This is a genomic window from Variovorax sp. RCC_210 (assembly GCF_041355175.1).
In the GTDB taxonomy this organism is placed as follows: domain Bacteria; phylum Pseudomonadota; class Gammaproteobacteria; order Burkholderiales; family Burkholderiaceae_C; genus Variovorax.
Genome location: NZ_JBFUPJ010000003.1, coordinates 392,387 through 406,173, shown reverse-complemented (window position 1 = coordinate 406,173; position 13,787 = coordinate 392,387). Strand labels below are relative to the sequence as shown.

16 protein-coding genes are annotated in these 13,787 nt (G+C 69.4%); 4 read left to right on the top strand and 12 right to left on the bottom strand.

Annotated elements, in window-relative coordinates:
* The first annotated feature begins 160 nt into the window (after positions 1-160).
* Positions 161-898: a YoaK family protein gene (locus AB6807_RS13910; protein ID WP_371085022.1), complete on the top strand. Its 738-nt coding sequence runs from the start codon at positions 161-163 to the stop codon at positions 896-898.
* Here AB6807_RS13910 and AB6807_RS13905 read toward each other — a convergent pair.
* The 11 genes from AB6807_RS13905 to AB6807_RS13855 form a co-directional block, all read right to left on the bottom strand.
* A complete protein-coding gene (locus tag AB6807_RS13905) occupies positions 889-1,503 on the bottom strand; it encodes an antibiotic biosynthesis monooxygenase (protein WP_286515014.1) in 615 nt (204 codons plus the stop codon). The two genes, AB6807_RS13910 and AB6807_RS13905, sit on opposite strands and share 10 nt — an antisense overlap.
* 66 nt (positions 1,504-1,569) lie before the next feature.
* Positions 1,570-1,887 carry a GNAT family N-acetyltransferase gene (locus tag AB6807_RS13900; RefSeq protein WP_116911353.1) on the bottom strand — a complete coding sequence of 106 codons (318 nt, stop codon included), beginning with the start codon at positions 1,885-1,887 and terminating at the stop codon, positions 1,570-1,572.
* A gap of 23 nt (positions 1,888-1,910) precedes the next feature.
* Positions 1,911-2,615 (bottom strand): AraC family transcriptional regulator, encoded by a 705-nt coding sequence (locus AB6807_RS13895; RefSeq protein WP_371085021.1) that lies wholly within the window; start codon positions 2,613-2,615, stop codon positions 1,911-1,913.
* Positions 2,616-2,629: 14 nt separating this feature from the next.
* Positions 2,630-3,451: an alpha/beta fold hydrolase gene (locus AB6807_RS13890; protein ID WP_371085020.1), complete on the bottom strand. Its 822-nt coding sequence runs from the start codon at positions 3,449-3,451 to the stop codon at positions 2,630-2,632.
* A 92-nt stretch (positions 3,452-3,543) separates the two neighbouring features.
* The gene (locus tag AB6807_RS13885; protein ID WP_286515009.1) at positions 3,544-4,110 is read right to left on the bottom strand and encodes a Dps family protein; all 567 of its coding nucleotides are present in this window, start codon (positions 4,108-4,110) and stop codon (positions 3,544-3,546) included.
* A gap of 55 nt (positions 4,111-4,165) precedes the next feature.
* A complete protein-coding gene (locus tag AB6807_RS13880; protein WP_371085019.1) occupies positions 4,166-5,791 on the bottom strand; it encodes an MFS transporter in 1,626 nt (541 codons plus the stop codon).
* Complete coding sequence (locus tag AB6807_RS13875; RefSeq protein ID WP_371085018.1) at positions 5,784-6,206, bottom strand: DoxX family protein; 423 nt, start codon at positions 6,204-6,206, stop codon at positions 5,784-5,786. Before AB6807_RS13875 ends, AB6807_RS13880 begins: the two co-directional genes overlap by 8 nt.
* 2 nt (positions 6,207-6,208) lie before the next feature.
* On the bottom strand, positions 6,209-8,101 hold the full coding sequence (locus AB6807_RS13870; protein WP_371085186.1) for an amidohydrolase: 1,893 nt from the start codon (positions 8,099-8,101) through the stop codon (positions 6,209-6,211).
* Between the two features lie 155 nt (positions 8,102-8,256).
* Positions 8,257-8,532, bottom strand: a complete 276-nt coding sequence (locus tag AB6807_RS13865; protein WP_116911359.1) for a DUF1427 family protein — start codon at positions 8,530-8,532, stop codon at positions 8,257-8,259.
* Positions 8,533-8,549: 17 nt separating this feature from the next.
* A complete protein-coding gene (locus AB6807_RS13860; protein ID WP_116911360.1) occupies positions 8,550-9,203 on the bottom strand; it encodes a hydrolase in 654 nt (217 codons plus the stop codon).
* Between the two features lie 148 nt (positions 9,204-9,351).
* Positions 9,352-10,071 (bottom strand): pirin family protein, encoded by a 720-nt coding sequence (locus AB6807_RS13855; protein WP_371085017.1) that lies wholly within the window; start codon positions 10,069-10,071, stop codon positions 9,352-9,354.
* Positions 10,072-10,261: 190 nt separating this feature from the next.
* On the opposite strand from AB6807_RS13855, the gene AB6807_RS13850 reads away from it, so the two are divergent.
* On the top strand, positions 10,262-11,170 hold the full coding sequence (locus tag AB6807_RS13850) for a LysR family transcriptional regulator (protein ID WP_371085016.1): 909 nt from the start codon (positions 10,262-10,264) through the stop codon (positions 11,168-11,170).
* Between the two features lie 3 nt (positions 11,171-11,173).
* Here AB6807_RS13850 and AB6807_RS13845 read toward each other — a convergent pair whose 3' ends face one another.
* Positions 11,174-12,385: an MFS transporter gene (locus AB6807_RS13845; protein ID WP_371085015.1), complete on the bottom strand. Its 1,212-nt coding sequence runs from the start codon at positions 12,383-12,385 to the stop codon at positions 11,174-11,176.
* Positions 12,386-12,533: 148 nt separating this feature from the next.
* Between AB6807_RS13845 and AB6807_RS13840 the strand changes: the two genes are divergently transcribed.
* Together AB6807_RS13840 and AB6807_RS13835 are read left to right on the top strand one after the other, a co-directional pair.
* Positions 12,534-13,448 carry a LysR family transcriptional regulator gene (locus AB6807_RS13840; protein WP_371085014.1) on the top strand — a complete coding sequence of 305 codons (915 nt, stop codon included), beginning with the start codon at positions 12,534-12,536 and terminating at the stop codon, positions 13,446-13,448.
* Between the two features lie 26 nt (positions 13,449-13,474).
* A complete protein-coding gene (locus AB6807_RS13835; protein WP_371085013.1) occupies positions 13,475-13,780 on the top strand; it encodes a DUF6719 family protein in 306 nt (101 codons plus the stop codon).
* Positions 13,781-13,787: the final 7 nt, after the last annotated feature.

Here is a 13,787-nt window from a genome sequence, read left to right as displayed (position 1 = left end):
CTGCTTTGAACCTGCGGCTCGCCGGCGCGACATCGCTCGAATCTGCAAATCCGAGCCCAAGCCTGCAAGACGGCGCGCCGCGGCGGGTGCACGATGGAGCCCCGTCGTCTCCCATAACCCCGATCGCTCTCCTTTTTCTCTATTCCCGCACCCCACCGCCATGAAACCCACCCTGCCCCAACTCATGAGCCTCAACGGCGGCTTCGTCGACACCGCCGGCTTTCTCGCGCTGCACGGCCTGTTCACCGCGCACGTGACCGGCAACTTCGTGACCATCGGCGCGGCGCTGGTGCACGGCACCTCGGGCGCGATCACCAAGCTGCTGGCGCTGCCGGTGTTCTGCGTGGTGGTGATGCTCGCGCGCTGGCTGAGCTACGGGCTGCCGCGCATGGGGTTGCCGGTGTTGCGCACGATGCTGGTGCTGAAGACGGTGCTGCTGCTGGCGGGCGGCATCGTGGCCATGCACTTCGGCCCGTTCGAAGACGGCGACAGCGCCGCCGCGATGCTCGCGGGGCTGGTGCTGGTGTCGGCCATGGCCATCCAGAACGCGGTGCATCGCATTCACCTGGGCAGCGCGCCGCCGACCACGCTGATGACCGGCACGACCACGCAGGTGATGGTCGACCTGGCCGACCTGCTGCGCGGCGGCCAGCTGCCCGAAGAGGCCGCTGCCGCCCGCGCGCGCATGCGGCGCATGGCCGCGGCCGTGGCCTGGTTCGCGGCCGGCTGCGCGGCGGCGGCGCTCATCTACGCGCGATGGAACGTGTGGTGCTTCGCCGTGCCGCCGGTGCTGGCGGCGTTGTCGGTGCTGCTGCAGGGCCGCACGCACGAGGGCGACCCGATGGTGCCCGCACCCCAGCCGCAGTCGCAGCCAGCGGCTTCAGCGCGTCACTTGTAGAGCCAGCGCGCCATCAGGCGCGTGTAGCGCGGCATGACCAGGTACACCATCAGCCCGACGATGGCCGCCGAAGCCACGAGGTGCTCCAGCCAGTAGCCGGACAGCACGGGCACCGGCGCGAGCACGCGGTGCACCACCGCCGGCACCAGCATGGTCAGCGGGTAGATGACCGACAGCGTCAGCAAGAACTGCTTGTAGCGCCTGGCCGGCGGCTGCCCCGGGGCGGGGTGGAACCAGAACTCCAGCCCGCTGCGCGTTTCCACCTTCTCGTCGGCGTCGAGCAGCGGCGCCACCTCGTCGACCAGCTGCTTGCGCGCACCGGAGGCGAACCAGTCTTGCGCATGCGCGAGCGAGTCGAAGCGGATGGTGATGGTGTATTGCAGCCCGCCCGCCGCGGGATGGATGACGTTGACGCCGCGGTGCCCCGGAAAGCGCGCGGCAATGGGCACCACCTTTTTCAGCCACTGCTCGTAGGCGGCCACGGACTCGCGCCTGACCGTCTGCTGGATGACTGCGGTGACGGTCTCGGCACCCGGCACGGCGCGCCCGGCGATTTCGTCGAGCGTGGCGGTGCGCAGTTCGGGGTGGCGGTCATCGGTGGTCATCGGTGGTCATGGGTGGTCATGGCTGGTCATGGGTAGGTCGGCGGCGGGCTTCCTGAATGCCGAGCCTCAGAGGCCGAGCAGCTTGCGACCTTCGTCGGCCAGCAGGTCGTGCGTGTCGGCGTGCGCGCGCATGTAGGCCGCGAACACGGGGCACTGAGGAATCACGCGCAGCCCGCGCTCGCGCGCCGAGGCCAGGCCCGCCAGCACCAGCTTCTTGGCGATGCCCTGCCCTTGCAAGGCTTCGGGCACCAGGGTGTGGATGAAGGTGATGACGTCGCCGTCCAGCGAATAGATGGCGACCGCGCGTTCGCCCTGCGACGCGTACTCGAAGCGGTGCTTGGCGGGGTTGTCTTGAACGGAGGGGGGTGTGGAATCTGTGGTCATGAAAAGCGTTCCTTTGGAAGTCGTCAATGCAGCCGCGCTGCAAGAGGCAAGTCAAGCGGTGCAACGAGCGGCGCATCGAGCGGTGCAACAAGCGGTGTCTGGGGGCTGGCCTGAACGTCGGCATTGTTCCCGAAGCGGTGCACCAGGTGGGCGCAAATCGCCAGCGCCAGGTGTCGCTGCACGCCGGCCGCCGCGGGTCGTGGCCGCTCGAACAGCGCCAGCACGGCCGCGCCCAGGCTGTACATCACGGGGTCGACCAGGCCGGGGGCGCAGGCCAGGCCGCTCACGGGCGCCATGTTTTCCGCGCGCGACAGTTGCGCCACGGCGCGCACCAGCGCGCGCGGCACGTAGAACTGCAGCGCGTCCAGCGGCGTGCCCAGGTAGCTGGCGACCTCGTCGCGCAGGTCGACGATGCTGATCGCGCCCGGCACGTAGCCGCGCACCACCGCGGGCCGCCCGCGCACCCACAGCTCGTGGTGCGCCGCGGCGGCCAGGTGCAGGGTGACGAGGAAGGCGTCTTCGGCCGGAATCTCCGGCTTCATGCCCAGCTGGTCGGGCAGGCAGGTGATGCGCGTGACCGCGAACGGCATGGCGGCGGCATTCGATGCCGCCGCCGCGTTCAAAGCCGGCAGCATGACCAGCGCGGGCGCCGACGGCAGCTCGAAGCAGCGCCCGAGCAGGTCGCCGTAGGCGCCCGTCGGTTGCCGCGCTGGATGTGCCGTGGGCACGCCGGCGCTGCGCCTCAGCCCTGGATGAACGCCAGCAGGTCGGCGTTGACCTGGTCGGCGTGCGTGTTGCAGGTGGCGTGCGGCGCGCCGGCATACACCTTGAACTGCGCGCCCTTGATCATTTCCGCCGCGAGCTTGCCGGTGGCCTCGATGGGCACCACCTGGTCGTCGTCGCCGTGGATCACCAGCGTGGGCACGTCGATCTTCGCCATGTCGGGGCGGAAGTCGGTTTCCGAGAACGCGGTCACGCAGTCGATGGTGGCCTTGATGGAGGCTTGCAGCGCGATCTGCAGCGTCTGCTTGAACACGCCCTGCGACACCTTGGCGCCCGGGCGGTTGGTGCCGTAGAACAGCGTGCTGAAGTCGTCCAGGAACTGCGGGCGGTCGGCGACCAGGCCGGCGCGAATGCCCGCGAACAGCGAGGCGTCGGGGCCCGCGGGGTGGTCGGCCGTTTTCATGAACAGCGGCGTGACGGCGCTGATGAGCGCCAGCCTGGCCACGCGCGCCGTGCCCTTGCGCGCGATGTAGCGCGTGACGTCGCCGCCGCCCATCGAAAAGCCCGCCAGCACCACGTTGTTCAGGTCGAGCGTCTCGATGAGCTCGGCCAGGTCGTCGGCGAAGGTGTCGTAGTCGTAGCCGGTCCAGGGCTGGCTCGAGCGGCCGAAGCCGCGGCGGTCGAAGGCGATGGTGCGGTAGCCGCGCTCGGCGAAGAACAGCATCTGCGCGTCCCACATGTCGGCGCTCAGCGGCCAGCCGTGGCTGAAGACGATGGGCTGGCCCGAGCCCCAGTCCTTGTAGTAGAGCTCGGTGCCGTCGCGCAGGGTGAGTGTGGTCATGGTTTTTCCTGTGGAGTCGAAAGGGAGGAAGGCCGGAACGAAAAAGGGAAACGAAAAGGGAAACGAAAAGGGAACGGAACGCGAAAGCCTGCTCAGCTCTGCCTCACCGACTCGAACAGGAACCACGTGCGGCGCTCGGCCTCGTCGATCCAGTTCTCCAGCACGCTGGCGGTGGCCACGTCGCCGTGCTCGTCGCACACGGCATGCGTGGCGCGCATGAAGCCGGCCAGGCGCTGGTTGTCCTCGCGCAGCTCGGCCAGCATGCCGATGGGGGTCACGAAGTCGGCGTCGTTGTCCGACAGGCGCTGCAGGCGCGTGGCATGGCCGGTGGAGCGCAGCGTGGTGCCGCCCACCTTGCGCACGCGCTCGGCGATGGGGTCGACCGTGGCGAAGATCTGGTCGGCCTGCTCGTCGAGCAGCAGGTGGTAGTCGCGAAACGACGGGCCCGACATGTGCCAGTGGAAGTTCTTGGTCTTGAAGTACAGCGCGAACACGTCGGCCAGCAGCACGTTGAGCGCGGCCGAGATGTCCCGCGTGGCGTCGGCGCCCAGGTCGCTGGGCGTGTGCAGCGACGCGGTGCGGCGTGCCTTGGTGCTGTCGGCCAGGGCCTTGACGGACCGGGCGGGCTTTGGCGCCTTGGAAGGTTTGGATGTGGCCATGGAGTTCCTTGGTTGTCTGGGGTCGGAGAAAAGTCGGAAGGAAATCAGAGGGAAATCAGAGCGAAAGAAAGTGGTGCACCACGGGCTTCTCCGGCCCGATGTGGAAGCGCACGGCCTCGCTTTGCAGGTCGGCGTCGGCATGCGACACGCGGTGGTGCTGGCGCAGGTGCTCGGCCCACGACTCGACCAGGAACCACTCCATCACGCGCTCGGCGTCGCCGGTGTGCTCGGTCACGCCCCAGGCGTAGGCGCCGTCGCGGCGGCGCTCCAGCGACAGGCGTTTCATCGCGTCGAGGAAGGCCGGGCGGTCTTCCTTGCGGATGCGGTATTCGACCTGGATCATCACGGGGCCGCGGTCGTGCGCGATGGGCTCGGCCACCAGCGGCTCGGGCCAGTGGTTGGAGGCCTGCAGGTCCGACTCGCCCGTGGGCAGCCGCGCACGGTGGAACAGCAGCGCCACGATCACCAGGCCGACCGCGCCGGCCACCAGTGTGTAGGGCACGCCGATTTCCTGCGCGACCAGGCCCCAGCCCAGGCTGCCGGCGGCCATGGCGCCGTTGAACACCGTGAGGTACACGGCCAGCCCGCGCCCGCGCACCCAGTTCGGCAAGATGGCCTGCGCCACGCCGTTGAGCGTGGTCAGCGCAATGATCCAGCCCAGGCCCAGCAGCAACAGCAGCAGCACGGCCAGCCATTTGGGCGGCGCGAACACCAGCGCGCCCATCACGGCGGCGGTGATCACCGAGGCCAGCAGCACCAGGCCGTCGGCGTCCAGCCTCGCGCGCAGCCGCGGCATCACCAGCGCGCCGGCGATGGCGCCCGCGCCCACCGCGCCCAGCAGCACGCCGTAGAAGCCGGCGGTGCCGCCCAGCATCTGGCGCGCCACCAGCGGCAGCAGCGCCCACACCGAGCTCGCGAACAGGAAGAACACGGCCGCGCGCAACAGCACCCTGTGCAGCTCCTTGCTGGCGCGCGTGTAGCGCAGCCCGGCACGGAAGGCGCCGAGAAAGTTCTCCGACAAGCCGCTGTCCACCGCCGCCGGGCGCTTCCACCACAGCAGCGCCGCGATGACGAACACATAGCTCAGCACGTCGGCGCCGTAGGTCATGGCCGCGCCGAAGCTCGCGAGAATCAGCCCGCCCGCGGCCGGCCCGATGGAACGCGCGATGTTGATGCCCAGCGAGTTGAGCGCCACCGCGCTCTTCAGGTCCGCGCGCGGCACCAGCTCGGGCACGATCGACTGCCAGGTCGGCCCCATCAGCGCCGCGCCGATGCCGCCGACGAAGGTCAGCGCGATCAGGTACTCCACCGTGAGGTTGCCGGTGTGCGACAGCACCAGCAGCGTGCCGCTCACGCTGGCCAGCACCAGCTGCACGAAGATCAGGAAGCGCCGGCGGTCGAGGATGTCCGACAGCACGCCCGCCGGAATGGCCAGCAGGAAGATCGGCAGCGTGGCCGCGGTTTGAATGAGGGCCACCGCCGTCGGGCTGGCCGACAGGTCGGTCACCAGCCACGAGCTGGCCACGTCGCGCATGAAGCTGCCGATGTTGCCCAGCACGGTGGCCGCCCACAGCACGGCGAAGACCGGCTGGCGCAGCGGGGCGAAGCTGCTGGCGGCCTTGGCCGGGGCCACGGGCGTTGCCGGCGCAGCAGGCGATGCGGAGTGCGCGTGCTCAGCCATTCGCACGCTCCTTCAGGTCATGCCATGCCACCAGCACGAAGCCGCCGACCAGCCCGAGGTGCTCGAAGAACGAGTTCGCGGCCATGAAGCGGCCCTGCCCCACCGGCATTTCCCAGAAACGCAGCGCCACGAAGGTGGCGAACAGCGTGAACGCGCCCAGCGCCAGCGCGCCCAGCCAGCGGTAGAAGCCCGTGAGGATGAGCGCCGAGGCGCCCAGCTCCAGCACGATGACGGCCAGCGCCATCGGCGCCGCGGGCGACACGCCGAAGTGGTTCATCTCGGCGATGGCCGAGGCGAAGTCGGTGGCCTTGTTGAAGCCGCCCTGCAGGTAGGCGGCGCACAGCAGCAGCAGCGCGAACCAGCGCAGCGCCGCAGAGGTCAGGGGCGAGGCCAAGGGAGAGTTGTTCCAGCGCATCGTCATACCGCCCAGCACGCGCAGCCGAGCGCGCCCCAGAAGCTCTTCAGGTCGGCAATGGGCAGCTTGCTGCTCCAGGCGGTGGCGTGCTGGTGGCCGTGCACGTAGCAGTCGTTGGCGCAGGCGCAGGCGGCGGCCGCCTGGCGCATCACCTTCTGCAGCGGAGCGCCCTCCTTCGTGTCGGCCCAGCCGGCATAGCCGCCGAAGGTGCGCGCGGGCGACCAGTCGGGCATGGCCGCGGGGGGCGTGCCTTCGTCCAGCGGCGCGAACGGGCCGGCGCCGTAGACGATCTTGCCGCCCACCATGGTCAGCAGCGCGGTGGTGTCGGCAATGTCCGATTCGGCGCAGCCGAAGAAGTCGCGGTCGGGCACGATCAGGTCGGCCAGCTGGCCGGCCTCGATGCGGCCCTTCTTGCCGACCTCGTTGGAGAACCAGGTGACCTTTTCGGTCCACATGCGCAGCGCGGTCTCGCGGTCGACGCAGTTGCGCTGCGGGTACAGCTGCATGCCGCCCACGGTGCGCCCCGTGACCAGCCACGACAGCGACACCCACGGGTTGTACGAGGCCACGCGCGTGGCGTCGGTGCCGGCGGACACGTTCACGCCCTTCTCCAGCATGCGCTTCACGGGCGGCGTGGCCTCGGCCGCGCCGGCGCCGTAGCGCTCCACGAAATACTCGCCCTGGTAGGCCATGCGGTGCTGCACGGCAATTCCGCCGCCCAGCGCGGCGATGCGGTCGATCGACTTCTCGGAAATGGTTTCGCAGTGGTCGAAAAACCAGTTCAGGCCGGCCAGCGGTGTGTCCTGGTTGACCTTTTCAAACACGTCGAGCGCGCGCTCGATGGTTTCGTCGTACGTGGCGTGCAGGCGCCAGGGCCAGCGGTTTTGCGCCAGCACGCGCACCACCTCTTCGAGCTCGCCTTCCATCTCGGGCGCCATGTCGGGGCGGGGCTGGCGGAAGTCTTCGAAGTCGGCGGCCGAGAACACCAGCATCTCGCCCGCGCCGTTGTGGCGGAAGTAGTCGTCGCCCTGCTTGTATTTGGAGGTGGCCGTCCAGTTCAGGAAGTCCTGCTTTTCCTGCTTGGGCTTCTGCGTGAACAGGTTGTAGGCCAGGCGAATGGTGAGCTGGCCGGCGTCGGCCAGCTGCTGGATCACCTGGTAGTCGTCGGGGTAGTTCTGGAAGCCGCCGCCCGCGTCGATGGCGCCGGTGACGCCCAGGCGGTTGAGCTCGCGCATGAAGTGGCGCGTGGAGTTGACCTGGTAGTCCAGCGGCAGCTTCGGGCCCTTGGCCAGCGTGGCGTACAGGATGGACGCGTTGGGCTTGGCCAGCAGCAGCCCGGTGGGGTTGCCGGCGCTGTCGCGCACGATCTCGCCGCCGGGCGGCGCGGGCGTGTCGCGCGTGTAGCCCACGGCGCGCATGGCGGCGCCGTTGAGCAGCGCGCGGTCGTACAGGTGCAGGATGAACACGGGCGTGTCGGGCGCCACGGCGTTCAGCTCTTCGATGGTCGGCAGGCGCTTCTCGGCGAACTGGTGCTCGGTGAAGCCGCCCACCACGCGCACCCATTGCGGCGCCGGCGTGATGGCCACCTGCCGCTTGAGCATGCCCATGGCGTCGGCCAGGCTGCGCACGCCGTCCCAGCGCAGTTCGAGGTTGTAGTTGAGCCCGCCGCGAATGATGTGCAGGTGGTTGTCGATGAGACCGGGCAGCACGGTCTTGCCCTGCAGGTCGACCACGCGGGTGGCGCTGCCGGCCAGCGGCAGCACGTCTTCGCCGCGGCCCACGCGCAGGAAGCGGCCGTCCTTGATGGCCACGGCGCTGGCCGTGGGGTTGGCGCGGTCCAGGGTGGTGAAGCGGCCGTTGTGGAGGATGAGATCGGGTGTCTGGGTGCCGGACATGTGGGAAGTCTTTCGGGCGTTGGTGGGGGCGCTTGCCGTGCCGGCGGCCTGGGCCGTTGCCGTCCCGGCGGCCTGGGCGCTTGCCGTCCCGGCAAGGGCCGCGGCGCCGAGCGTGCCGAGGCACAGCCGGCGGCGTTGTTCGTCGAGTGGATCGCTCATGCTTCCTTGCGCGGCGCGGCGCCCGGTTCGGTCTTGGCGCACTGCGGCAGTTCGCCGAACACGTGCGGCTTCACCTGGTGGTGCAGCCACGAGGTCGCCGTGGCCTGCGGCTTGAGCACGCTCTTGATGAGCGGCGGGACCTGCTCGCCGAGCAGGATTCCCAGAAGCCCCACCAGGGCGATGACCGGCGGCGCCGGCGAGCGCACCTGGAACAGTGCGTAGATCACGCCGACCAGCAGGCCGAGCGCAAGCGACAGGACGTAGGGCTTCATCTTCGTCACCGCGGGTTTCAGCCTTCGTGCGCGCCGAACATGGTCTTGGCGTAGGTCACGCCCAGGCCGTAGGCGCCGCCGAACTTCTTCGCGATGCCGGTGGTCATCTCGTAGGTGTCGGTGCGGGCCCAGTCGCGTTGCAACTCGAGCAGGTACTGCAGCGAGGTCATGGGCTGCGCGCCGGCCTGCACCATGCGGTCCATGGCGCGGTTGTGCGCCTCGGCGGACACGTCGCCGCAGGCGTCGGCAATCACGAACACCTCGAAGCCCTGGTCGATGGCCGACAGCGCCGGGCCCACGATGCACACGCCGGTCCACAGGCCCGACAGCACGATGCGCGGCTTGCCGATCTCGTTGACGCGGGCGATGACGGCCGCGTCTTCCCAGGTGTTCATGGAGGTGCGGTCGAGCATCTTCTGGCCCGGGAAGGCGTCGGTGATCTCGCTGAACATCGGGCCCGAGAAGCTCTTCTCGGCCACCGTGGTGAGGATGGTCGACACGCCGAAGCCGGCGGCCGCGTTGGCCACCAGCGCGGCGTTGTTGCGCAGCGTGATCGCCTCGATGGAGTGCGTGGCGAAGGCCATCTGCGACTGGAAGTCGATCATCACCAGCGTGTGGTCCTTGGGGGTGAGGAGCTTGGCGCCGGCGGTGGGGGTGGCTTGGATGGACATGAGATGACTCCTTGAACGAGGTGAGTGAAAGAAAGAAAAGAAAAAATGGAGGGGGGGCAATGGGGCATCGCCCCGTGGCGTGCATCCTCGTTTCACCGAGGGTGCGTGTCTTGTCGATTAATGAGGCCGTTTGGACATTTGCCGCCGCTCAGAAGGCGGGCAGCTCGTTGGGGCGCAGGTCGAACACCAGCACCTCGGCGCCTTCGCCGCGTGCCAGCGTCAGTTGCCGGGCGTCGCGCACCCGGGCGCCGTCGCCTTCGGCCATGCGCTGGCCGTCGACCTCCACGCTGCCGCGCGCCACGTGCACATAGGCGTTGCGCCCGGGGCCGAACGCCAGCGAGGCAGCTTCGTCGCCTTCGAACAGGCCGGCGTACACGCGGGCGTCCTGGTGCACGGCGAGCGAGCCGTCGGTGCCTTCCGGCGAAATGATCAGGCGCAGCCGGCCGCGCTTTTCCTGCGGCGCGAAGTGCACCTGCTGGTAGCGCGGCGCCACGCCCTTGGCGCCGGGCACGATCCAGATCTGCAGGAAGTGCAGCGGGTCGGTGGCCGACGAGTTGAACTCGCTGTGGCGCACGCCGGTGCCGGCGCTCATCATCTGCACGTCGCCGGGGCGAATGACCGAGCCCGTGCCCATGGAGTCCTTGTGCTCCAGCGCGCCGTCGAGCACGTACGAGAAGATTTCCATGTCGCGGTGCGGGTGCGTGCCGAAGCCGCGGCCGGGCGCCACGCGGTCGTCGTTGATGACCAGCAGGTCGGAGAAGCCTTCCTGCGCCGGGTCGTGGTAGTGGCCGAACGAGAAGGTGTGGCGCGACTTGAGCCAGCCGAAGTCTGCGATTCCACGGCTCGAGGCGCTGCGAATGTCCAACATGATTCGTTCCTTTGCAATGTTCGAGTTCGATTTGATTCAATCGAATTCACAATGGTGTTCGGAGGAAATCCCCGAGGCATGGGACGAATCTTCGGCGTTGATGCAGGGGCTGTTGGCGAAACCTTTTGGCGTCTATGATCGAATTTTTCGAACATCGATTCGAGCCCACATTTTTTGCAAAGGAGCCGCCGTGCTCAAGCTCAGCCTGGAAGCCATCGAGGTGGTGGACGCCATCGACCGCCACGGCTCGTTCGCCGCCGCCGCCGGGCGCCTGAACAAGGTGCCTTCCACCATCTCTTACGCGGTCGGCAAGCTGGAGGAGCAGCTGGGCATGCAGCTGTTCGAGCGCAACGGCCCGCGCGTGACGCTCACCGCCGCCGGCAGCGAAATGCTCAAGGAGGGGCGCTGGCTGCTGGGCGCAGCGAGCGACCTGGAGTCGCGCATGCGGCAGATCGCCACGGGCTTCGAGTCGGAGCTGCGGCTGGTGCACGACTCGCTCATTCCCACGCAGGCGCTCATCGACGACGTGCGCGCCTTCGAAGACCTGCGCTGCGGCACGCGGCTGCGCATCGGCTGCGAGGCGCTCACCGGCAGCTGGGAGGCGCTGCGCGAGGGGCGCGCCGACATCGTCATCGCCGCGGGCGAGGGACCGGCGGGGGGCGGCTACCAGGCGGTGATGGTGGGCAGCCTGGCCTTTGCCTTCTGCGTGGCGCCCACCCATGCGCTGGCGCGCGCGAAGCAGCCGCTGCAGCGCGGCGACCTGCTGGAGCACAACGCCATCGTGGTGAGCGACAGCGCGCGCACGCTGTCGGACCGCACCGTCGGCCTGCTGGCAGGGCAGCCGCGCATCGCGGTGCCTTCGATGGTCGCGAAGATCGCCTGCCAGGTCGCCGGGCTGGGACACGGCTTCCTGCCGCGCGCCTGCGTCGAGGGTGAGCTGGCGCGCGGCACGCTGGTCGAGCTGCAGACCGAGGAGCCACGCGCGCCGGAGGCGTTCTGGCTGGGCTGGAAGACGGGCCTGATGGGCGAGGCGCTGAAGTGGTGGGTCAAGCAGCTCAACCGGCAGCTGGTGCCGGCCCTGCTGCCGCGCTCCGTGTGAGGCTCAGCGTGCCGACGGGCGCGCCCTGCCGCTGAAGTGCACCGCCGCCGCGGCGAGCCCCAGCGCCACGCCGAAGACCACGATGCCCGGCCAGCCATAGCGCGTCATGAGCCAGCCGCTGACCATCACGCCGAGGGCGCCGCCGGAGAAGGTGGCGGTCATGTACAGGCTGTTGATGCGGCCCTGCGCCTTGGGGTCGACCGCGAAGGCGCGGGTCTGGTTGGACACCAGGCCCGACTGCACGCCGATGTCGAGCACCACCACGCCGATCACCAGGAACACCAGCGAATGTTCCGCGCCGGCCAGCAGCAGGAAGGCCACCGTCACGATGCCGATGCTGGCAGCCACCACGCTGCGCGGCCCGAGCTTGTCGGTGGCGCGCCCCCCCAGCGACGCGGCCATGGCGCCGGCCGCGCCGATGATGCCGAAGCCGCCCGCCCAGGCACTGCCCAGGTGCCAGGGGCCGCTGGCCAGCAGCGCCGCCAGGTTCACCCAGAAGGCATTGAAGCCGGCCCACAGCAGCGCCTGCACCATCATCGATTCGCGGATCGGCCGGTGGTCGCGCGCCAGCGGCCAGAGCGAGGCCAGCAGCCGGCCGTAGGACAGGTCGGTGCTCGGCACGCCGCGCGGCAGCAGCCTGGCGGCAGCGATCCACACCGGCACCATGAAAGCCGCCTCCATCCCGTACACCGCGCGCCAGCCCCAGGCCGCGCCGACCACGCCGCTGAGGGTGCGGCCCAGCAGGATGCCGACCATGATGCCGCTGACCACCGTGCCCACCGAGCGACCGCGCTCGCTGGGCAGCGACATGACGGCCGCGAAAGGCACCAGCTGCTGCGGCACGCAGCTGACGATGCCGAGCGCGAACGACGCCGCGATCAGCGCCCAGATGCCGGGCGCCAGCGCCGCCGCCGAGGCGAACACGAAAGCGCCCACGATCTGCCCCAGCACCAGCTTGCGGCGGTCGAAGCGGTCGCCCAGCGGCAGCAGCAGCGCCAGCCCCACCGCGAAGCCCAGCAGCGCCGAGCCGGCGACCAGGTCGACCTGGGCCACGCCCACGTTCATGCCCGAGGCGATCAGCGGCAGGATGGGCTGCGTGCAGTAGATGTTGGTGATCACCGCGCCGGCGATCACGGCCATCATGACGATCTTGCCGCGCGAGGCGACCGCGGGGGCTGGGGAACTGGCGGATGCGATGGTTGTGGAGCCGGTCACGGCGCTCTCCTGGGCTTGTGTGCCTCCGGCTGCGGCGAAATGCCGCTCTGCGTTTTTTAGGAGGTCACGGCTGCAGGTTAGGTGTTTGCATGCATGAAGAGAATCCCTCAAGATCGGGAATGATTCTTCCGAAATTTGGTAGCCACGCATGAACCGTCTCGATGCCATGTCCATCCTTGTCGCGGTCGTCGACGCGGGCAGCCTGTCGGGCGCCGCGCGCCTGCTCGACATGCCGCTGACCACGGTCAGCCGCAAGGTGGCGGAGCTGGAAGCGCACCTGAAGACGCGCCTGCTGCACCGCACCACGCGGCAGCTGTCGCTGACCGAGGCCGGCATTTCGTACGTGGCCGCGTGCCGGCGCATCCTCGAGGAGATCGGCGAGGCCGAGCGCGCCGCGACCGGGGAATACGCCTCGCCCAAGGGCGAGCTGGTGGTGACCGCGTCGGAGCTGTTCGGGCGGCTGCACGTGGTGCCGGTGGTCGCGGAGTTCCTCGCGCACTACCCCGAAATCGGCATCAGCCTGGTGCTCACCGACCGCGTGGTGCACCTGATGGACGAGCACGCCGACGCGGCCGTGCGCATCGGCCAGTTGCCCGACAGCACCTTGATGGCGACGACCGTGGGCACGGTGCGGCGCGTGGTGTGCGCCAGCCCGGCGTACCTCGCGGCGCACGGCGTGCCGGCCGCGCCGCGGGACGTGTCGGCGGACGTGGCGGCGCACGACTGCATCACCTTCGAGGTGCTGGCGTCGATGCGCGCCTGGGCCTTCGGCGAGGGCAAGTCGGCGCTGTCGGTGCCGGTTCGCTCGCGGTTGACGGTCAACACGGCGGAGGCCGCCATCGCCGCCGCAACGCTGGGGGTGGGGCTGATCCGCGTGCTGTCCTACCAGGTGGCGGACGCCGTGCGCGCACAGTCGTTGCGCATCGTGCTCGATGAGTTCGAGTCGGCGCCCTTGCCCGTCAGCCTGGTGCACACCGGACAGGCGCCGTTGCCGCTGAAGCTGCGCGCGTTCCTGGACTTCGTGACGCCGCGGCTGCGCGAGCGGATCGCGGGCATCTTGTGAAAACATCTTTTTGAAAGGCTCGGACCATGCGTAGACAGTGCAAAGCAGCGAACACCGGCTGGAGCGGCGCCGTCTTTTCGGCGGTGGGATCAGCGCTCTTCGGCGCGCTCATTTGCGGCGCGGCATCGGCCGTGGCTGCGCCGGTCGAGGTGCTCAAGACCATGCCGGCACAGGGCAGCGTGCGCCAGGGCGATGTGGTCTACGTCGACGACGGGCGCTGCCCGGCAGGCCAGGTCAAGAAGATCATCGGAGGCAACCAGAAGACCGGCGTGGCGCGGCAGGTGGAGTGCGTGAAGCGGCCACAGGGCGATTCCGCGGGGTCGGGCTCCTGAAGGCACG

Bases quoted from the DNA above. Each gene is read 5' to 3' on its own strand.
- AB6807_RS13840 (WP_371085014.1), top strand. From the start codon at position 12,534: ATGAACCGTCTCGATGCCATGTCCATCCTTGTCGCGGTCGTCGACGCG.
- AB6807_RS13880 (WP_371085019.1), bottom strand. From the start codon at position 5,791: ATGGCTGAGCACGCGCACTCCGCATCGCCTGCTGCGCCGGCAACGCCC.
- AB6807_RS13855 (WP_371085017.1), bottom strand. From the start codon at position 10,071: ATGTTGGACATTCGCAGCGCCTCGAGCCGTGGAATCGCAGACTTCGGC.
- AB6807_RS13910 (WP_371085022.1), top strand. From the start codon at position 161: ATGAAACCCACCCTGCCCCAACTCATGAGCCTCAACGGCGGCTTCGTC.
- AB6807_RS13835 (WP_371085013.1), top strand. From the start codon at position 13,475: ATGCGTAGACAGTGCAAAGCAGCGAACACCGGCTGGAGCGGCGCCGTC.
- AB6807_RS13870 (WP_371085186.1), bottom strand. From the start codon at position 8,101: ATGTCCGGCACCCAGACACCCGATCTCATCCTCCACAACGGCCGCTTC.
- AB6807_RS13865 (WP_116911359.1), bottom strand. From the start codon at position 8,532: ATGAAGCCCTACGTCCTGTCGCTTGCGCTCGGCCTGCTGGTCGGCGTG.
- AB6807_RS13905 (WP_286515014.1), bottom strand. From the start codon at position 1,503: ATGACCACCGATGACCGCCACCCCGAACTGCGCACCGCCACGCTCGAC.
- AB6807_RS13900 (WP_116911353.1), bottom strand. From the start codon at position 1,887: ATGACCACAGATTCCACACCCCCCTCCGTTCAAGACAACCCCGCCAAG.
- AB6807_RS13890 (WP_371085020.1), bottom strand. From the start codon at position 3,451: ATGACCACACTCACCCTGCGCGACGGCACCGAGCTCTACTACAAGGAC.
- AB6807_RS13875 (WP_371085018.1), bottom strand. From the start codon at position 6,206: ATGCGCTGGAACAACTCTCCCTTGGCCTCGCCCCTGACCTCTGCGGCG.
- AB6807_RS13860 (WP_116911360.1), bottom strand. From the start codon at position 9,203: ATGTCCATCCAAGCCACCCCCACCGCCGGCGCCAAGCTCCTCACCCCC.
- AB6807_RS13885 (WP_286515009.1), bottom strand. From the start codon at position 4,110: ATGGCCACATCCAAACCTTCCAAGGCGCCAAAGCCCGCCCGGTCCGTC.